The 20566-nt window shown below is 48.2% G+C and carries 17 protein-coding genes; 11 read left to right on the top strand and 6 right to left on the bottom strand.

Annotation, left to right across the window (positions count from 1 at the left end; translation table 11 throughout):
• Positions 1 to 63 precede the first annotated feature (63 nt).
• Complete coding sequence (locus tag IPL32_15630) at positions 64 to 261, top strand: hypothetical protein (protein ID MBK8467248.1); 198 nt, start codon at positions 64 to 66, stop codon at positions 259 to 261.
• Here the strand turns inward: IPL32_15630 and IPL32_15625 are convergent.
• Positions 258 to 1115: a hypothetical protein gene (locus tag IPL32_15625; protein MBK8467247.1), complete on the bottom strand. Its 858-nt coding sequence runs from the start codon at positions 1113 to 1115 to the stop codon at positions 258 to 260. The genes IPL32_15630 and IPL32_15625 overlap by 4 nt on opposite strands.
• Before the next feature lie 159 nt (positions 1116 to 1274).
• On the opposite strand from IPL32_15625, the gene ftsY reads away from it, so the two are divergent.
• The 4 genes from ftsY (at position 1275) to rsmA (ending at position 4720) form a co-directional block, all read left to right on the top strand.
• Positions 1275 to 2309 carry a signal recognition particle-docking protein FtsY gene (ftsY, locus tag IPL32_15620; protein ID MBK8467246.1) on the top strand — a complete coding sequence of 345 codons (1035 nt, stop codon included), beginning with the start codon at positions 1275 to 1277 and terminating at the stop codon, positions 2307 to 2309.
• A gap of 126 nt (positions 2310 to 2435) precedes the next feature.
• Positions 2436 to 2801, top strand: a complete 366-nt coding sequence (locus tag IPL32_15615; GenBank protein ID MBK8467245.1) for a hypothetical protein — start codon at positions 2436 to 2438, stop codon at positions 2799 to 2801.
• A gap of 2 nt (positions 2802 to 2803) precedes the next feature.
• Positions 2804 to 3901, top strand: coding sequence for a bifunctional diaminohydroxyphosphoribosylaminopyrimidine deaminase/5-amino-6-(5-phosphoribosylamino)uracil reductase RibD (ribD, locus tag IPL32_15610; protein MBK8467244.1), 1098 nt, complete (start codon positions 2804 to 2806; stop codon positions 3899 to 3901).
• Positions 3902 to 3913: 12 nt separating this feature from the next.
• The gene (rsmA, locus tag IPL32_15605; GenBank protein ID MBK8467243.1) at positions 3914 to 4720 is read left to right on the top strand and encodes a ribosomal RNA small subunit methyltransferase A; all 807 of its coding nucleotides are present in this window, start codon (positions 3914 to 3916) and stop codon (positions 4718 to 4720) included.
• A gap of 27 nt (positions 4721 to 4747) precedes the next feature.
• Here rsmA and IPL32_15600 read toward each other — a convergent pair whose 3' ends face one another.
• From IPL32_15600 to IPL32_15580, 5 genes are all read right to left on the bottom strand, one after another.
• Complete coding sequence (locus IPL32_15600; protein MBK8467242.1) at positions 4748 to 6745, bottom strand: hypothetical protein; 1998 nt, start codon at positions 6743 to 6745, stop codon at positions 4748 to 4750.
• Positions 6746 to 6758: 13 nt separating this feature from the next.
• Positions 6759 to 7400, bottom strand: a complete 642-nt coding sequence (locus IPL32_15595; protein ID MBK8467241.1) for an RNA polymerase sigma factor — start codon at positions 7398 to 7400, stop codon at positions 6759 to 6761.
• Positions 7401 to 7438: 38 nt separating this feature from the next.
• Positions 7439 to 8590 carry a hypothetical protein gene (locus tag IPL32_15590; GenBank protein MBK8467240.1) on the bottom strand — a complete coding sequence of 384 codons (1152 nt, stop codon included), beginning with the start codon at positions 8588 to 8590 and terminating at the stop codon, positions 7439 to 7441.
• Between the two features lie 28 nt (positions 8591 to 8618).
• Complete coding sequence (locus tag IPL32_15585) at positions 8619 to 9338, bottom strand: hypothetical protein (GenBank protein MBK8467239.1); 720 nt, start codon at positions 9336 to 9338, stop codon at positions 8619 to 8621.
• A 184-nt stretch (positions 9339 to 9522) separates the two neighbouring features.
• Positions 9523 to 11595, bottom strand: a complete 2073-nt coding sequence (locus IPL32_15580; protein ID MBK8467238.1) for a CHRD domain-containing protein — start codon at positions 11593 to 11595, stop codon at positions 9523 to 9525.
• A 795-nt stretch (positions 11596 to 12390) separates the two neighbouring features.
• Between IPL32_15580 and IPL32_15575 the strand changes: the two genes are divergently transcribed.
• The 6 genes from IPL32_15575 to lptC all read left to right on the top strand — a co-directional run bounded on the left by IPL32_15575 (position 12391) and on the right by lptC (position 20560).
• The gene (locus tag IPL32_15575; protein ID MBK8467237.1) at positions 12391 to 14052 is read left to right on the top strand and encodes a ribonuclease J; all 1662 of its coding nucleotides are present in this window, start codon (positions 12391 to 12393) and stop codon (positions 14050 to 14052) included.
• A 14-nt stretch (positions 14053 to 14066) separates the two neighbouring features.
• Positions 14067 to 14435: a hypothetical protein gene (locus IPL32_15570; protein MBK8467236.1), complete on the top strand. Its 369-nt coding sequence runs from the start codon at positions 14067 to 14069 to the stop codon at positions 14433 to 14435.
• Complete coding sequence (locus IPL32_15565; GenBank protein MBK8467235.1) at positions 14432 to 15166, top strand: SDR family NAD(P)-dependent oxidoreductase; 735 nt, start codon at positions 14432 to 14434, stop codon at positions 15164 to 15166. The genes IPL32_15570 and IPL32_15565 overlap by 4 nt, the downstream gene beginning before the upstream one ends.
• Before the next feature lie 130 nt (positions 15167 to 15296).
• Positions 15297 to 16193 (top strand): UDP-diphosphatase, encoded by an 897-nt coding sequence (locus IPL32_15560; GenBank protein ID MBK8467234.1) that lies wholly within the window; start codon positions 15297 to 15299, stop codon positions 16191 to 16193.
• Positions 16194 to 16214: 21 nt separating this feature from the next.
• Positions 16215 to 17915, top strand: a complete 1701-nt coding sequence (gene recJ, locus IPL32_15555) for a single-stranded-DNA-specific exonuclease RecJ (GenBank protein MBK8467233.1) — start codon at positions 16215 to 16217, stop codon at positions 17913 to 17915.
• Between the two features lie 5 nt (positions 17916 to 17920).
• The gene (gene lptC / locus IPL32_15550; GenBank protein MBK8467232.1) at positions 17921 to 20560 is read left to right on the top strand and encodes an LPS export ABC transporter periplasmic protein LptC; all 2640 of its coding nucleotides are present in this window, start codon (positions 17921 to 17923) and stop codon (positions 20558 to 20560) included.
• The last annotated feature ends 6 nt before the right edge of the window (positions 20561 to 20566 follow it).

Here is a 20566-nt window from a genome sequence, read left to right as displayed (position 1 = left end):
AATTTCTTTTCTGGTCAAGAAAGATTATTTTCCTGTCGCGAAAGCTTCTTTTACTGTGGAGAAATGTCATTTTCCTGTCGAGAAAATGTTTTTTCTAGTGGAGAAAGTCTTTTTTCCTGGGAAGAAATGTTTTTTTCTGATGGAGAAAAGGTTTTTTCCGATCGAGAAACCTTTATTTCTGGCGGAGAAAGTTTGTTTTACGGTGAAGAAATGTTCTTTTCACACAAAAAAAAACCTTTAGGTTCAAATTGGCGATTCTAATCACAATAGACATATTTGATACCTGGACTGCATCCAACCGTCGCACATTGCGGGCCCGTCCATATTCGATCTTCTTCTACTAGTTTTTTTATATCGTCGCCTTTTGACCGGTAAATGCACTTCTTCATCGGTATTGTTCCACCACAGCAACCGCAACCGCAAGCGATGAATGAAAGCCCTTTTTGCGGTTTATCACATAGTGAGGAAGTTGTTCCAATAGGCCACTTATCACTGAAATAATTGATTTGATAAACCTCATTATCATACATAAATTTCTCATTCTCACCTCTAAATCTAATACTTAAACCCAGTTCACGGTACTCCATTACTACAGATTGAGTGTTCGCTGTATTAATCGTTTTTTCAAAAGAGCTTACATATGGCTGGCTCGACTTACCTTCTATAAAACAAGGGTCGCGACCATAGACGATGAGCATATAGTTGTTGCCAAACTCTTTGATAATGTCGGTTTTGGAAATGTTTTTTGGGTTTGTCTCTATCCAACTAATAATGTGCGATTTCCGATCAATACGAACAATTAAACTATCCGCTCCTCCGTAATTGTAACCCTTTGCTGTGTTGTTTAATGGTGTTTCAATAATCGAAATAGGATTACCCAAAACACGCAGTGTGTCTTTGTCCGTAGATTTTCCGACCTCAAGACCACGGTAATTGGCAGAATGCCACGGACGGAGCTCGTGTGAGATCGGTCGATCTTCGGTAGGTTGAGTTTTTGGATTAGATTGAGACTCTAGCTGTTCGGAATTGGTTGGATGAGAGGCGCAGCTTTGTAGTAAAAGGGTAAAGAACAATACTAAGCCAAAGTAAGCACCATTTCGCATTTCGTCTTTCACCAATTAATACTCTCACTTTCCGCCCGGAAATGTAGCACTTATACCGTTGACTTGGCAAGAACCCATTCGCTATCGCTCACGGTTCTGACAGAAGTTTGTTCGACCTTCAATATTCTTTTATACTCTTTAGTTTGCGAGATAGCTCGCGGTGCATACTATATGGCGTTTTTTTGGCGTAGGAAGAAGGAAGACAAATTCTCGACATCGGTGCTTGGGCTCGATAAATCGATCGAGGAGCTAAAGGCCCAGGAAGAGGCCGTTGAGCGTGAGATCGGCGTCCGCTTTACGAAGGCGATTGAGAAAACGCGGCATTCGATCAATAACCGGCTCGATACGATCTTTGAGGGGCGAAAGCAGATCGACGAAGCGTTCCTGGACGAGCTTGAGGAAATGCTCATCTCGACCGACATCGGCGTTGCGACGACGATGCAGGTGCTTGACAGCGTGAGACGCGGCGTTTCGCGGGCAGAGATCAGCGATCTTACCGCTTTGAAAGCCGCGATGAAGAAGGAGCTGCTCGACATTCTCCGACATTCGACCGAACGTGGCGTCGCCGACGAACGCACCATCGACGAATCGATCAAGCCCTACGTCTTGATGGTCGTCGGCGTAAACGGCGTCGGCAAAACCACCACCATCGGCAAGCTCGCCCAACGCATCAAGGACGAAGGCAACGATGTGCTCATCTGTGCGGCTGATACCTTTCGAGCGGCGGCGAACGACCAACTCGAGATCTGGGCAACGCGCGCGGGCGTTCAATTGATCCAGCAAAAGCAGGGAACTGACCCGGCGGCCGTTTTGTTCGACGCTTTGGCGGCGGCAAAGGCTCGAAACAGCGATGTTCTGATAGTCGATACTGCCGGACGCTTGCACAACAAGGCAAATTTGATGGCCGAGCTTGAAAAGATGAAACGCATCTCTTCGCGCGAGGTCGAGGGCGCTCCGCACGAGACTTTGCTCGTCATTGACGCCGTCACGGGCCAGAACGGACTCGAACAAGCACGCCAATTCATGAAAACCGCCGACGTCACCGGCATTGTTTTAACCAAACTCGACGGCACAGCCAAAGGCGGCATCGCCGTCGCCATCGCAAAGGAACTAAACCTCCCGATCCGCTACGTCGGCATCGGCGAACAGGTCAACGACCTAATGGTTTTCGACGCGGATAGTTATGTTAATGGGTTGTTTAACTAGCAATGGATTATGAAACACCGTTTTCTTATAGCATTATTATTCTTTACATTCTTTCTTGGGTCCGCAGGGATTGTCTCCGCGTGTACTTGTATCCGAAGTCGAGTTGGAGTCTCGGAGAAAGAGCGTGTGGAGTCTGCGAAAGATGATGCCGATGCTATTTTTGTCGGAAGAGTAATAAAAATAATTAAGGAGCGAGATCGCCACGGCGGACTGACAGGTGGTTATTATGCTGTATTCCAAGTTAGCGAATCGTGGAAGGGACCTCAATCTAAAATACTAAGAGTTTCCACGTCTTACCAATGTTGTATGTGTGGCTATGGTTTTTCCAAAGGCAAAGACTATTTGGTCTATGCATATTTCGCTGAAAGTGTGAATGCCCATAAGAAAATGCTGGATACTAGTATTTGTACAAGAACAAGGGAATTAAATGATCCTCAAGTGGAAATAGATCGGCAATATCTAGGTTTTCGACGCACGGGGGCTAGAAAGTAACCTTGACACAGTCTGACGTATTATTTTCTAAACACGCAATAGACTTAGCCGCTAAGGGCATCGGTTTAGTTTCTCCCAATCCGCTTGTCGGCTGCGTCATTGTTTCTGGTGACGGAGAGGTTGTCGGCGAAGGAACTTATGTTTACGATAATGTGACGCATGCTGAGGTCAGTGCACTTGAGCAAGCCGGTGGCAATGCGAAAGGCGGTACTGCATATGTCTCGCTTGAACCGCATTCGCATCACGGCAAAACCCCGCCTTGTACCGAAGCTCTGATCAACGCTGGCATCAAACGCATTGTTTGCCCGATAGAGGATCCAAATCCTCTTGTTTCCGGTGGTGGCTTTGAAGCACTGCGAAACGTCGGTGTCGAGGTCGTAACAGGTATCCTCGCAGATGAGGCGACGAAACAAAACGAAAAATTCATCTGCTGGCATAAGAAGCAGAGGCCGTTCGTACATTTAAAACTTGCGATGTCGTTAGACGGACGTATTTCGCTGAATCATAGCGTTTCGACTGCTTTGTCGGGCGGCGACGCTATTAAGCGTGTTCACGAACTTCGTCACGAGCATGATGCAATACTCATCGGTGGCAACACTGCGATTGTCGATAACCCGATCCTCACAGACCGCAGCGGCAAACCGCGTAGGCGTCCGCTTGTGCGTATCGTTCTCGATAATCAACTGCGGCTGTCGGCGGTCTCTAATTTGATCTCAACAGCCAGTGAAACGCCGACAATAATTTTTACTAACAACCATGACGCTGGCAAAGTGTCCGTCCTGCGAGCCTTGGGTGCGGAAGTCGTCGTATCGCCGATGGGCGGACGCGATCTGAAAGGCGTGTTGGACGAGTTGAAAAGCCGTAACATTCAGAGCGTCCTCGTCGAAGGCGGCAGCGAGATCGCAGGCGCGTTTTGCGATGCAAAGCTTGTTGATAAAGTTACATTCATCGCTGCTCCATTCATTATCGGAGGCCGCGAAGCACCAAATGCCGTTTCCGGCGCCGGAGCAGACTCGATCGCCGAAGCAATGCTGCTAACGGACATTTCCATCGAACATCTCGGCGACGACATCGAGATCACCGGCTATCCAACCGTCTGAGGCCAGAGGCTTATGCGGGCAAAAAAATCACTCGGACAGAACTTTCTACGCGATCAAACAATTATTAAGCGCATCATTGATGCTCTTGATCTTGGACATGATGAAACGGTGATCGAGATAGGGCCGGGACAAGGAGCGCTGACAGAGCAGTTGTTTATTGATGAAGCCAAAGTCATTGCAATTGAATTTGATCGGGATATGATCTCGTTGCTGCATGAACGTTTTGGCTCTTTGCATAATTTTCATCTCATAAACGAAGACGCTTTGAATGTTGATTTTTCTGACGTTCTAAAAGCAAATGCAGTCGATGCAAAAGCCAAACTTATCGCGAACTTGCCCTACAATATTTCTACGCCTATCCTCCAACGGTTGATGGATCAGCGCCATCTTTTTTCGAGCCTAGTTCTGATGTTTCAGCGTGAAGTTGTGGAACGCATTACCGCGAAAGCGGGCGGTAAAGAACGCGGCTTTTTAAGTGTGATGGTCGAGAATACATTTAATACTGAATACCTGTTTGATGTGCCGCCGCAAGCTTTTCAGCCAGTTCCAAAAGTATGGAGCGCGGTCGTCCGCCTTACGCCAAAAAGTTCATTGATCGCAGATGAAGCTCTGTTTCGTCAAATCATCAGCTTTTGCTTTTTACAGAAGCGAAAAACTATTCTCAACAATCTCAAAACTAGGTTTCCCAACGCAGCCGTCTTTCTCGAACAATGTGAGATCGACGGCATGCGGCGAGCAGAAACTCTTACCTTATGTGAGTGGGTCAAGTTAGTGTCAGCAATAAAAAGGGCCGGATCGTCTATCGACGTCCGGCCGTAATTTTGCTAAACACACTAACGTTGTTTTTTAGTCAAATGCAAGATTATCAGTCTCTACCGTTGCAAAAGAATTGGAACCAAAAATTGTAAATCTGGCAACCTGAGATGCTGAAAATCCACTGACTGCTGAAGGATCGACAACATACCACCGAGCAAAAAATGTTTTGCCCGCAACTCGAATGTTGCCGGGAAGCTGCAAGCTGACCGATGCCCAGCCGTTGCCTGCTCCGGTGTTTTGAGTTGTTGTTGCGACACGGGCCAGCGTACCTGTGGCCGGAATAACTGCTCCAACTCCCGGATCAGAATCACTGATCACCAAGACTGCATCCGCATTTCCTAAAGCACCTGAGATCGAAACGGTGAAGTTAGGATTGCCGGCGAGCGGTGGTGAAATTGCCTTAATTTCTGGCGTAAAGCCTCCCGATCCAACACGACCCGTGCCGATGATCTGAGGCACGCGAGTGGATTCGGAATATAGCGTTGGTCTATCAAACGGCGGCAACTCAGCTGTGACACGAGGGTCGGTCAGCGGCCTCTTAAGGAATGCAACTATATCCGCCTGCTGTTGTGCGTTCAATCCTCGCGGACGCACAAGCGGGTCTTTGTTCGGAGCATTAAAATCGCCGCCGCGATTATAAAATGCTACAACCTGATCAAGCGTATTGAATCGTCCATTGTGAAAGAAGGTTCCACGAAGTTCGACATTTCTCAGGCTTGGCGTTTTGAATCTGCCTAGATCACCGTTATTTCCCGTGACCTGAAAGCGACCGGTATCATCGTTCGGTGGACGAACACCAATGTATCTAAAAGTGTTGTCACTCGTGACTGCTCCAGCATGACAAACATTACACTGGACCTGAACGAACGTATTGCGGCCGTTGTTCTCCTGTTGAGACAATGGCGTGATGCCTGCATTAGCAAGATCAACCGGAGCCTGATCGGTGTAAAGGGTGCGTTCGTAGGTTGCGATCGCGAGAGCAATTCTAGCCGGTGTCACATCCGGCGTGCCAAAAACCTCACTAAAGATAGACGGATAACTTCGCCCGCCTATCCAGGTATTGAGTGCAGTCGGAATATTAGTCGCAAGAGCCAAAGGCTTCGAAACGGAAATTCTTGCTGCAACATCGTTCCAGTCGCGTCCTGAATGCGCCATTTCAACAGTACTAACAGGCGGCCCAAGGACTTGACTCTCAAGAGCACCGCCAGTATTGAGTATGATCGCATTCGTTATCGGATCGCGAAAAGTGTCGCTTGCTCGTCCATCCCAAAACGCCAGATTAAGAAAACCGGCATTCAAGTAGGACATTGAGCTACGTCCGGTGACCTGATCGTTAAGACCGTAACTTGAAGACAATAGATATGTTCCGTCAAGATTCGTTTGCGGCACGCCTTTTGAGGCGATGACGTCATCAGGCCCGCCAAAAAACTGATCTATTCCGGGATTGGTTGAGGAGGACGGAGAGGTGAGCGAACGCAGGTCATCGCCGCCGCCGTGTGCTGTGTGACATGTGCCGCAGGCAACAGTTCTTGTCGATGACATCTGCTCATCCCAAAAGAGTGCCTTACCAAGGTAAACCTTAGCAGCGGTTATAGGATTACCGGGCGGTACAGGCGGAGGTCCAAGCGGCGGAACAGGACCTTGCTGCGCTGTGTTGGAGCGTGTTCCTCGATCGCTTATACTCAATGCGCTGACCGTAGTCGCATTTTCAGCCCTTACCCAATAAAAGAACATCTGGCCCGGTGCAGCGGTAGTGTCGAGAAATGTATTCGCCGGTGTATTGCCAATATCAACTGCAGCCGCGGAGTCCGACGTAGTTCCCCGAAACACCCTATACAAAGTCGCTCCGCGAATAGCGTCCCACTCTACTCTGACCTTATCTCTGTACTTAGTGTCAGAAGCCATCACTCCTGTCGGAGCGGAAAGCGATCCGCCTGACTGGCCGTTGACTGGGTCATTAGTTAGTAATGCAAACACTCCAAATGCCGCTGCAAAAAACAAACAAACGGCCAATTTTACTCTTCTCATAAAAGTTTCCCTCTCACTTAAAAAGATGTCCAAATCTATCTCTGATACTATTGCGGCAACGAAATAATCTTGATTTAAGATTTCCGACGCTGATACCTATAACGTCCGCTGCCTCGCTCAATGAATATTCTTCTGAATAGACCAGCGTCATTGCGATCCTGTCTTTTGGGTCGAGCGATGACAGGACCTTTTCCGCGAGTTGAGCTGAAACGAGCTGAACTTCATGTCCTTTGACGCTGCTGTCTGGTATCGATTCGCCGAAAGCTTCTCCGTCGTTTTCCAAATCGGAAAATACGCTTTCCGGTCGTCGTCCGCGTCGACGAAACTCGTCGTAGCAAACGTTCACTGTTATCCGCGTCACCCACGCCGGAAAAGAGTTTCCGCTTGCCCCACGAAAGTCTTTGAGAGAAAAATATGTCTTTGTAAAACTTTGCTGGACATATTCTTCCACCTCCGAACGGTCTCGAAAAAAACGTCCGACCACTCGCGTTACCAAAATTCGGTACCTTTCAAATATCTCGGCGAATGCCTGCTCATCGCCCTCGATCACAAGGCGGACAAGTTGTTCGTCACTTGTCTGCTCACCATCCGAAAAACTGACCGCCGATGACTTAGCTTTATTTTGCAAGCCTGTATTGGAAACCTCATCGAGCATTTTCTTCAATTAGGCTTAAATAAACAAACAAAGATATTTTATCGCTGCCTTGGTGGTTTTCCGCCTGAGTTTTTTACTTCAAAGCCTTCCGGCACCGCGAACAGGCTTGCTGATGGTTCTGTACGTTTGATGTTTACCAAGCGGAAAATATGTTCGCCCGAGAGTGGATCCAGGTGCCGTGACATCACTATCAACTGCAGTTCCGGCGAATACCACTTTTCGGTAACAACCTGTATAGGTTTGTCGTTCCCGATGTGGCCCGCCGGCAGTTCGAATGTGATACGTGTTCCCTCGACCGAAATTCCTTCGATCGTTTTCGTCCCTAGCGAGTCCGACGTCGCGTCCGGATTTTGAGGGTCATCACGCGGCGGCCCGTTTGGGCCTATACCGATCTTTCGGGCGATCTTGTTGCCCAGATCAAAAAAATACTGCGTCTTCTGAGCAAAATCATTTATAAAAACTAACGTCTGAGGCTTATTGTTTTCATTTACTATACTAAAGCCGCCGACCATTTCGAAAGGCTGTTCGCGCCGGGTCCGCCCGGACGAATCACGATAGAACGCGCCTTTCGTCGTCTTAGTGACCGTCGTTCCGTCGAATAACCGACGCGTATCTTCTATAACCGTTTCCGCAGAAAATGGCTGCCCTTTAACAAGCTTGTCGCCAAATCGCAGTTCAGCGGCGATAAATGTCGCATTAAGTGGCGGCCCGACACGATCTTCGATCTCGGCACGTTCCCGCGGCGGGCGAGATTCTTCGCGGTCAAGCACACTGTCACTGTTGATATCCATTTCAGCAAATTTTTCATTTACGGTGCGTTCGAAGTCGGCTTTTGACAATGAATCAACATTCCGAAACCGGTGCATAAAAAAGAACGGCGGCAATTTGTCGCGAAGCTCGCCTGATTCACCAGGCTTTCCACGCCCCATCGGTGGACGACGGTCGGGAATTTCGTTTCGGTCGATCACGCCGTTATTGTTGCTGTCAAGACCGGCAAATGTTCGATCTATCGCGGCCTGAAACTCACTAGCCTCGATCATGCCGTTATTATTTACATCGATGCCTTTCGTCCAATCGCCTTTAGGCCGGCCATCTCCGCGAGGTGGTCCGTCAGGCCGCGGTCTTTGTGCAAAGGCGCCAACGGCTAAAAATAAGCTGAGAAAAATTGCGAATAGTATTTTCGTATTCATTATTACTTCCTTGCCGGACCGAAAAAACTTACCTTATAAATCGTATTGCCCGCGTGAGACCGTCATCGCCGACAAGCACCTCGGCATCTATCATCTCCGAAGGCGTTTTCACACTCGTCACAAGCCCAAGCGAAACCATCATCGAACTCGGCACCTTAACCCGTACGATCTGCCCGCTCTCCGGATCGCGTGCATACGAAAGTGCGATGAATTCTGTTTTGATCTCTTCTTTCTTACTCAAATTCGCTACTTCTGTATTTTTAACCACAGTTTTTCTTTCTGATGTTCGTGGTTTGTCAACGATCTGATGAACTGTATGCTTTGTTGAAACTTTGAAAGATGTTGTTTTTGAAAGAGTCGCGTCCTTTTCAGTTTTCGTCGCATTAGGAATTGCGGGAACTATTTCGCTCGGTCCTACAGGCTCCGGTTGGGTCACGGAACTGATAGGCGGCACATATACAGCCGTTTCCTTATCTCGACTTGGAGCCGAACGGAAAACAAAGAAGGAGAAGATCAAAATCGCAGCAGCCGTTACAGAGGCTCCGGCCAAAAGCCATCGAAGCACTTTGACTACAGGCGGCCATGCAGAGACTTTCGCATCCTTTTGCTCATTGATCTTCCGCTGAACGCCCCACCAAACCGTTGGCGAATCGGCTATCTCACCGAGCAACGCTTCGTCAGCGCCGGCTTCTTTTACAAGCGTTCGCATCAAAGCGTCAAGTTGTTCATCCGAAAGCTGCTTTTTCATCTTTTTGACTCCGCAAATCATCTGCCGTCAGAGAAAAGACGCGCGAGATCGCAGATCGGTTTCAAAAAAAGTTATAAATAGTCAGAATCTCCGTAGCGACTGGGTTATTTGCAAGGCCAGCCAACTAGTAAGGGCGATACACTCAACGAAGAATGTACCGCCCTTATATCCGCTCAAGGCTCAATTAAAACAGTTCGATCTTTCCGTTAGTGATTGTCACTCTCGACTCGCCTTCGTTAAACATTATCTGCTCAAACGAGATCGGCGACACCGAACCAACAGTACCAACAGAAGTAAATCTCAAATTCAACAACACGCCATCGCCATCTATCGGATAAGCTCCGTAAAGAACAACTCTCATTAGCCCTGGCTCAGTTGCATTAACCACCACCGAAAGCCCGCGGCTGACTGTTCCCGAAACATCGACCGGATCGACCAAAGGCTGCAACACCGAAGGATCATACCTGAGATCAAACTCATAAGAGATCACACCTTTGTTCGAAATGCCCTCAACACTCACAGGCACAACGATCTCTTTATCAACAGATCCAACAACCGAAGGTAATTCAACCGCAATACCCCTTTCCGGCCCGCTGCCTTCTACTTCTGCCAACTGCCTACCGTTAAAAGGCCTCGCCGCCGTCGGATTCCAGTTACCTGTGACCTCGCCGACAAGAATGCCGATGTAGTCCTGGCCCGTCTGAACACCTATCGGGTCGGCGTAACTTCGAGTCGTCGGTGATGCTCCGATCGGGAACGTCGGCTCTGTTAAGCTCGGAACGAAGAATCTCCACTGGCCTGCCAAACCTATTGGCGGCCCAAGCCCTGAAACAAACCTTGCGATCTGTGCCGCATCGGTTGAAGAGAGTGCTCCGTTGTTCGTCACGTCCGCCGCGATCCTCTGCCGGTCGTTGGTGATAAGCGAAACACCCGAAACATGCTGAGCGATCCTCGCCGCATCGGCTGACGAGACGCCGTTCTGCCCCGTTGTCTTAGTTACACCAATCGTATAGTTTCCTGTACCAAAACCTGTAAGCGTGTATTGCCCCGCAGTTCCGCCCGGCGCGTCAGTCACCGTCGTAACAAGGGGTGAACCAACCGTACTCGCTACCGTCGCATTAGAGATGAACTTCGTAGTCGGCGACGCCGGATTGCCGTATGTTACCGTTCCTGACACAGAACTTCCGCCGGGCGTAGTCGTGGCAGTTGCGGTCGGCGTGTTTGTCGAAGTAAGGGTAGATGTAGCAGTTGGCGTAGGCGTTGCCAAGCACGGTCCCGGAAGTATCTGGCCGCGAATTTCGCCGCCGGGAAATGTTGACGAATGAACGTTCCAGTAGAACAATCCGTTTTGGAATTGCGTCAACTGTGCCGGTGAGATCGCAAAAGACTGCGTAGGAACTGAGCCTGTTGGCGATAATGGTACGCCAGTCATTCCAAATAGAATTCCGGCATTTGAGCCTGCCGCAGCCGGCCCATGAATATGCGCAGCAGTCGCATTGCTGGACAAACTTGACCAGTCGAGCGTTACCGTGATCTGTGTCTGAGCGGCATTGACTGAAACCGTGCCTGTGCCTGTAGCCGTCGAACCATTAGGCGGCACCTCCTCTGAGCCTGACAAAGTCGTCACTGTGTAACAAGTCGGCGTCGGCGTTGGAGTGTTAGTCTCTGTTGCAGTGTTTGTTGGCGTCGGTCCCAAAGGCAGGCTGACCGCAGTAGTTAGATAGGTCTGATCGCCGCTGGGATTATCGTTGTTGTTTGCCTGATTACCTGCGGCATAGAACGTCACAGGGCCGACATCAGTGGCTGGGGCGTTCCAGTCGAACGTCCAAGTCGCTCCGTTAGGGGTTCCGGCGAATGTACCTGCTTGAGTATGTTCGATGTACCATCGCCCGTCGCCAAAATCTTGCTGAGTAAACGCGGTCGTGTCGGTAAATGTTCCGGCAGCTGAATTGGTGCCATCGAGAGTTGTTAATTCAAATCCCCAACGCAATCTAGTCGTGTCGGTTGTCGCGTGCTGGACCTGTATCTGGTAGGTTTGTCCGGGAATGTAATTTGCCGGAGCAAATACGGTAATAATTCCCGGCCCGGTGTCATCGTGACACAGCGAGCAGTTCTGTTCACCGGGAGCTCCGGTCATTTGCGGTGGCGGTTGGGTAGAATATGACTGCACCACAGGGGTGAAACCGTTGTTGAACAACAAAGCGGCAACGCCAAAGACCATAAAACACAACATGAAAACTAACTTGATCTTGTTCATAAAAATATCCTAACCAATTCTATTACTCTTCTCACCTCGGCCAACAATTGGAAGATACAAATTCTCCCAAAAAGACAAGGCCTTCTAAACAAACAAAACTAACCGGAGAGGGGTGTTGACTAACTATACCATACGCAAAAAACGGTTTCTATAAATATTAAGCCCGCAATAACAAAAAAGCCTCGCCGATCAAGACGAGGCCTTTTAATGCGTTCAGAGTTACGTATTTCTAAGGGCTTTAGCAAGACAGCACAAACTTATTAAACAAAAGCGTTGATCTCGAACCCATAAGCAAGAGACTTCGAGCCAGAAGCAAGAAACTTTGAGCCAGAAGCAAAGAACTTCGAGCCGGAAGCAAAGAACTTCGGAATAGAAGCAGAAATCCTTTACTCACAAGCAAAGCGCTTGCTATCAGAAGTAATTCGCTTACGCCTAACAGCAATGTGCTTTTGGGCAGAAGTAACTCGCTTTTGACCAAAAGTAATCTGCTTTTCAAGAAAAGCAGCCAACTTAGAGACAAAAGCAAACAACTTTACCCTTAAGTATTTTAGCTTTTAGCAAGTATTTATAAGGCTTTGGTGAGAATTACTCGGATAAAAGCGTTGGCTGGTCGTCTTTATTGGCTTTTTGGGTGACTTTTTCCATTGTATACCAGCAAGAAGGCTGGTTCTTGGCACTTACCCAGACCACCTCGTTATCGTAATAAACTGGACGCCACGTTTAGCGTGGCAAGAAAGCTCATGTGAGCATAAATGCCTGTGTTATCATCTAGCTTCGATTCTAATTGAGGTATTTGTGAGTAAGATAGAAATAATTCCGCTGGGCGGTATTGGCGAATTTGGGATGAACTGCATGGGCATTCGATATGCCGATGAGATGATCGTCATCGACGCCGGGATGGGCTTTCCGGAAGAGACGCCGTATGGCGTGGATATTTCCATACCAAATTTCGACTTTCTCGAAGAATACCGTGACGACCTGACCGCGATCATCCTCACCCACGGCCACGAAGACCACATCGGCGCGCTTACCTACATTCTAAAGAAATTCAATCTGCCGGTTTACGCTTCGCGGTTTACGATCGGGCTGGCAGAGAAGCGGCTCGAAGAGCACGGAATGCTCAACGATGTGATGATCCATCGCGTCAAGGCGAACGACATTATCGAGGTTGGGCATTTTCGCGTCGAGTTTATCCACGCTTCGCATTCGCTGGTCGATTGCTTTTCGCTGGCGATCCATACGCCGCTCGGCACGATAATCCACACAGGCGATTACAAGATCGACGACACACCCGTCATCGGCAAGCCATACGATCTCAAAACGCTTTCGAGGATAGGCGACGAAGGGGTACTGCTGCTGCTGGGCGATTCGACAAACGCGACCGTTCCGGGAAGGACGCCTTCGGAAATGGCTGTGATACCGGCTTTCGAGGAAATATTTGACGAGACCGAGGGACGTATATTTGTATCAACGTTTTCGTCTTCGCTGCATCGTCTGCAGATCGTCTTTGACGTCGCCCATCAATTCGGGCGAAAGGTTTGCGTCTGCGGACGTTCGATGCAAAAGAATGTCGAGATCGCTGAGGAACAGGGTTTATTAAAGATACCTTTTGGAGCGATGGTTTCGTTGGGTGATGCAAGAGCATTAGACGACGACGAAGTTTGTTATCTCGTCACCGGTTCGCAAGGCGAAAACCGCGCTGCGTTATGGAATCTCGCGACATCCACCTATAAAGGAATGGAGATCGAGAAAGGCGACACTGTTGTGCTTTCCGCCCGCATCATTCCCGGCAACGAAAAGAACATCAGCCGCCTTATCGGCAGCCTCTACAAACGCGGCGCCAACATCATCGAAGAGAAACGCCGCCTCGTTCATGTCTCAGGCCACGCCTCACAGGAAGACATCAAGATAATGGTAGAAACCGCCCGGCCAAAGTACCTTGTCCCGATCCACGGCGAATACAGGATGCTGTTCCGGCACAAGGAATATGTAAAAAACCACGTCGCCGGTTACAACGACGACAACATCATCTTGATCGAGAATGGCAATGTGCTTGAGGTCGATGAGTTCGCCTGTAAGGTCGTGGACAAACACGACTTGCACAAGACATTTATCGACGAGGAATCGCACGACGAGATCGAATACGACGTCGTCCGCGAACGCAAGAAACTCGCCTACGGTGGAGCGATCTCGCTAGTCGTGACGATCAATAAATCTTCGCACGATCTCTTTGGCGAACCACAGATCACCTTTCAAGGCGTCGCCGGTATCGATCCGACAAACGGTTTCGCCGCCGATGCCCGCTCCGAGATCCGCAAAGCCATCGGCGACATGAAACGCGAACACATCGTTGACCGCAACTTCTTTAAAGAAAACCTTCGTATCCTATTAAAACGATTCGTCCAGAAAAAGATCGGCACCAAACCCGTGATCGTGACGACAGTTGTAGAAATATAACTTCTTTACTACATATGAAGTTAGATACTTTATATTCGATCTGTGTTTTGTCAGCTATGGGCTTTTTGTATTTAGTCCACGAGTTATTGGTTAAATTTCAATTTGGCGGAGTCATAAGACTAATTGTGTTGTTATCAGTCGGGGTTGGCCTTGCTGGAAGTTTTAATTTTTTCATCAAGGGTTTGCTTATCCTTCTAAAAGCAGATGGTCACGATATTATCGACGGGTCCAAATTCGATGGGGATGATGACAAAATGATTTTGTTAAAACTTACAAATGAGAATGAAAGCGACATCTTGAAGGAAGTTCATGACGACGGTGGCGAAACTGAATATCTGGATGAAGATAAAATGATCTCGTTAAATCTCACCGACGACAAATGAAGTGGAAGAACAAAACAGTTCTTCTTACAGGAGCTTCAAGTGGCATCGGCGAGGCTCTAGCAATCGCGATCGCCTCAAAAGGAGCAACAGTCGGCCTGCTTGCGCGGCGTGAAGATCTGTTAAAAGACATCGCGGCCAAATGTGAATCTGTCGGTGGCAAGGCCCGCTATTTTGCTTGTGATGTGGTTGATTCAGATGCAGTGCATGAAGCGGCTCAAAAGTTTCGCGACGAATTCGACCATATCGATATCATGATAGCGAACGCCGGTATTGGCGGTAATAACAAAGAGACTCGCAATTACGAACCGGACGCGGTCAAGAAACTTATTGATATAAATTTACTCGGATCAGTAAATGCCATTCATGCGGTTGTGCCGCAGATGCTTGAACGCGGCTCGGGACATCTTGTAGCTATTTCAAGCCTCGCCGGATTTCGCGGCCTTCCAAAATCGGCGGCCTATTCGGCGAGTAAAGCTGCAATGACTGCATTTTTTGAAAGCGTTCGACTTGATGTAGCCGCAAAAGGTATTGATGTCACTATAATTCAGCCGGGATTCATACGCACACCGCTAACCGCTGGACGCGAAAGCAGAATGCCGTTCTTGATGGATCTCGACCACGCCGTTCCACATTTCATCAATGCTATCGAAAAAAAAAAAATTCGCCGCTTTTCCATGGCAGCTTGCGACTATCGTTCGACTTGGCAAGATAATGCCGGCTTGGCTATATGATCGTGTTGCCGGTAAGGCCCGATACCGCGAATAGCTGCATTTCCCGATAAATTCCAACTCAATCACTGCTGGATAATTGACAATGCTGGCCTCCGCATTGTCCACTATCCCTTGTCCATATTTGTTTCGTATGAATTTTCTCCAAGCGATCATTCTCGGCATAGTTCAAGGACTGACTGAATTTATACCGGTCAGCTCAACCGCGCATCTTGTGTTTGCCAGCCGGTTTACAAATCTTTATGACGGCAATCCCGAGATGATCACTGCGACGATGGCTGTGATTCAGTTGGGCACGCTTGGGGCGGTTCTAATCTATTTCGCGGGTGATATTTTGGGGATTTCAGTTGCGTTCGTTCGCGATCATTTTGCTTTGTTGACCGGTAAGCGAGGAATGAGATTCTCTGGCACTGACGGCGTGAGGCCAATATGGCTGTCTGAAGAAGCCTGGCTCGGATGGCTTGTAATATTAGGCTCGATTCCAATAGGTGCTGTCGGATATATATTTAAGGATTTTATCGAGGGCAGCGGAACTAAAAATCTTTGGATAATCGCAACGATGCTTATAGTTGTAGCCGTCTTTCTTTCCATTGCAGAATACGTCGGCAAACAGCGAAAAGAAATGAGGCATTTGGGACTTGTCGATGCGATCGTAGTCGGCTTAGCTCAGGTGCTTGCTCTTATGCCCGGTGCGAGCCGTTCGGGAACGACAATTACAGGCGGACTTCTCGCAGGTCAAAAACGCGAGACTGCCGCTAGGTTTTCTTTTTTGTTATCTATACCTGCTATCACAGCAAGCGGCTTGCTTGAGCTTCGTAAGGCCATACATATATTACCATCGGAGAGCTTTACACCATTGATCGTGGCGACGATCGTCGCTGGCATCGTCGGCTATCTATCGATCTGGTTTTTGCTGTCATTTCTCAAACGTAATTCGACTGCCGTTTTTATTATTTATCGCATTATTCTAGGAACAGTAATTCTCGTCTTATTAGGAATGGGAATTATTGGTCCCTTAGTAACATTGTGAAATTGGATATTAACTTCTTAAGTGCAAAAACGCTGGAAAATTCGAAAACACGATGCTGCCGCAGTCAGCAAACTTGCCAGTCAGATCAGTGTAAAACCGCTCGTAGCTGCGCTTCTTATTTCACGCGGACACGAAACGCAGGAAAAGGCGTTTGAATTTCTTCATCCTTCGCCTGAACATCTTCACGAGCCTTTTTTATTAAAAGGCATGAAGGAAGCGATCGAGCGTATCCAGAGAGCGATTGCCGAAAGCGAAAAAATACTTATCTGGGGCGATTATGATGTTGACGGCACGACCGGAACAGTTCTGTTGCGTAAGATGTTATCGCTGCTAGGCTCGGACTCCGTTTTTCACATTCCAAATCGCTTTACCGAAGGCTACGGCATCAATATTCCAGCTCTCGAAGAAGCGTATAAAAACGGCGTCACGCTCGTCATTAGCGTGGATACCGGCACGACCAGCGTTAAAGAGGTCGAGTTTGCCAACAGCATCGGACTCGATGTAATAATTACCGATCATCACTTGCCAAAAACCGGCGAACCTCTCCCACCGGCCATTGCAGTCATAAATCCAAATCAACCCGGCTGCACTTATCCAGACAAACATCTTGCCGGCGTAGGTGTTGCTTTTAAACTTGCTCATGCGCTTCTGCGTGAAAATAATCTGGAACATGAAGTTCCCGGTTTTCTAAAGATCGCAGCACTGGGAACGGTCGCCGATATGATGTCTCTCACCGGAGAAAATCGTGCGATCGTTTCACTCGGCCTGATCGATCTCCCAAAGACCGATAGCTTTGGTCTCAAAGCATTAATGGAAGTCGCCGATTGCCGTTCTGATATGACTAGCTATCACATCGGTTTTCGGATCGGACCGCGAATTAATGCCGCAGGCCGCATGGATGTTGCGAAACACGTTGTCGAGTTATTTGAAGAAAAGAGTTTTGGAAAAGCTCGCGAGTTGGCCGCTCTATTGGACAGCCGGAACCGTGAACGCCAACAAATGCAGCAAAAGATAACCGATCTTGCGTTGACCGAAACTGAAACCCACGACGGAAAACATTTTGTTGTTGTTTCAGGCGAAGGCTGGCATCAGGGTGTAATCGGCCTTGCTGCGTCACGTATCGCTGAAAAGCTGTATCGTCCAACTATAGTTTTGTCATTAAGAGACGGAATTGGTCACGGCAGCGCACGAAGCATTGCGGGCTTTCATTTACTCGAAGCTCTCGAATCCTGTGGCGATCTTTTTGAGAAATTCGGCGGCCATGCTGCCGCAGCCGGTATGTCGATCAAGCAAGACAACATCGTCGAATTGAGAGAAAGACTTAATGAATATGCCTCAGCTAAACTCTCACCCGACGAACTAATCCCCGAACTCAACATCGACGCTTTGGTGACAAGTGAATCGCTTGGTCTTGATCTAGTCGAACAGCTTGGTGCTTTTGAACCTTTTGGAATGGGCAATCCAAAGCCAGTGTTTGTGACAAGAGATCTCGTCCTTCGCGATGAGCCTTTTGTAATGAAGGACAAGCATTTGAAATTGAAGGTGATAGGCGAAGGGAACAAGCAGTTTGAAGCAGTTTGGTGGGATGGTGTCGAACGATCAAAGGGGCAAACTCTCAGACCTAATTCACGCATCGAATTAGCTTACGTCGCCGAAGCAAATATTTGGCAAGGAAATACGCGGCTTCAACTTGTCGTAGAGGATTTGAGAACGGATAATTAAGGTCAGTGCCGGAACAAATAACCCACAATCAAGATCTATATAGGTTGCGGGCAAAATTGCCGCAGTACTTCCGCATCGCTGCTGTTGGTGTAATTGCTGTCACGATACTTGCAGTTGTAATAGGTTTTTATCGCGAGCGGTCGAAATCACCATTTAAGCTAAAGAGCGAGCATACTCGGCTTTCTACGGATGTCGTCGCCGACGTTAACGGCTACGAAAGACTTGAAACTGACGGCGGCGTCTCGAAATTCTATATTAAAGCCGACTCCGCCAAAACATTTTCGGACGAGCATCAGGAACTTCAGAATGTCTATGTAGAAACATTCGACAATGAGGGTTTGTCGAACAATAAGATGACAGCCGAATCGGCACTCTATGTTCCCGAAGCAGACAAGAACTTTACGGCCTATCTAAAAGGCAATGTACAGATCGAAACTCCCGACGCGCTTAAGATAAAGACAAACAACATTATCTACACCAAAAAAAATGAAACTGCCGAAGCTGACGAGGCTGTCGAATTTGAACGAGCAAACATTCGAGGTAAATCATTTGGAGCAAGTGTTAAGATTGGCGACAAAATAATCGAACTGTTAAAGAATGTCGAGATCGAGGCGTTTGAATCGCCCGAACTCGTTAGATCAAATATTCGCTATGCGAAGATCAATACCAATTCGGCCGTATTTGACCAATTGGGCAATAGGATAGATCTCCGTGACAATGTCGCTATAAACATCGAGTCAAAAGGGAAGTCGTCAGGAAAGCCGCAAATGACTGATGTCCTTGCAGAACGAGCCTCGGTCTTTCTTAACGGTTCCGATCCTAGATCATCACAATTAAAGAGATTTGAATTTTTTGATAAAGTTCACATCGTTTCATCAGAATCCGGTACGGCATCAACCAATATTGATTGCGGCTACGCATCTTATGACAGGTATGCTGACCGTTTTGAACTAAAAAACGGGACACATATCGTCATGTCCCCAAATGATAAACCGACGGACATTACGTCGTCTGAAGCAATATATGAACAGTCCGCCGGAAAACTCACATTGACTGGCAATGCTGTGATCACACAAGGCTCCGATTATCTGAAAGGTGAACTTCTGCACGCAAATCTGTTTCCCGACAAGAAAGTTAAGGATGCGGTCATTCGGGGCAATGCCTCGGCGCGGCAAACAACGACAGAACGTACAACGCTGATCGCTGCTCCAGAAATGAATGCAGCATTCGGCGAATCGCGTCAGCTTCATGACGCAAATGCAATCGGACAAAGTGACGTTGAGATCATTCCCAACGAAAATAAGGAATATTCAAAAGTTAGTATTTCAGCGGCAAGTGGAATTGGCTTGCTGTTCAAGGGCCCGGGCATGATCGATGCTTTGCGGACAGATGGACGGACATCGATTCAGCTTAGTGCACCTGATGCACCCGACGCGGCAAACAAGCGTGTCTCTGCCGATGTTGTCCGAACGACCTTTGGTGCAAACGGGAAGGACATCAGTAAAGCCGAAGCTGTAGGAAATGCAGAGCTGAATGTAGAGCCGTTGCATAACGATAGAAAAAACTATAAAACAACCATCAATGCACCGCGTTTCGATTGTGAGTTCTTTCCGACGGGAAATAACGCCAAAACTTGTACCGGCGGACGCAAAACAAAAACTGTGCGAGTCCCTACTATTCCGGAACAGACGCACGGGACACAGACACTTGTTGCCGATCAAATAACAGCCAACTTCGATCCGCAATCAAAGGATTTCGAACAGTTAAATGCGTCAGGTAATGCTAGATTTACCGAACTTGACAACAATGCTATAGCCGCAGAAATGACTTTCACCCAAGCGGATGAAACTCTGAGACTTAGAGGCGGTGAGCCGACCGGTTGGAACTCGAAATATAGATCAAAGGCCAAGGAGATCGACTGGAACATCCGCAGCCAGCATTCTTTTATGCGAGGCAAAGTAAGCACAACATACTACAGCCTCAAACAATTGAACAACGCTGCTCCTTTCGGCCAATCGGATAAGCCGGTTTTTATTACATCGGACAGTGCCGAATTTGACCAGCCCGGCGAAACCGCAATCTACCTCGGTAATGCTCGAGCATGGCAGGAAAATAACTATATTCACGGTGATAAATTTACGCTAAAGCAAAAAGATGGCCAGTTCCTTGCTGACGGCAACGTCCGCAGCGCGGCCTACAACGTGAAAGTAAATCAAAAAACGGGTAATGCATCCGTTCCGGTTTTTGCCTCTGCCAGTACCATGACTTATGGCCGTGATAGCCAGCTCCTGCAATATCGAACACATGTTGACATACGACAAGGAACCGACAGGATCACCGCAAACTCCGCTGATGTTTACCTTAATAAGGAAAATGAGGTAACAAAGACGATTGCAGAAACCAACGTTGTGGTATCTCAGCCGGGAAGACGCGGAACCGGTGACTGGCTGCAATACACGTCTAGCGACGAAATGGCTATCCTTCGCGGCAGCCCGGCACTTGTAGAAGACGCTGAAAACGGCTCATCTCAGGCCGCTCAATTGACACTCTATATGCGCGAAAAACGTGTAGTCAGTGAAGGGAAATCTAAGCAACCAACATCCACACGGATGAAGTCAGTTTACAAGGTGCAGGGCAAGCAATAATATATA

The sequence above is a fragment of the Chloracidobacterium sp. genome, assembly GCA_016711345.1.
In the GTDB taxonomy this organism is placed as follows: Bacteria; Acidobacteriota; Blastocatellia; order Pyrinomonadales; family Pyrinomonadaceae; genus OLB17.
The sequence above is the reverse complement of the archived record's forward strand: the minus strand, read 5'-3'. Positions and strand labels throughout refer to the sequence as shown.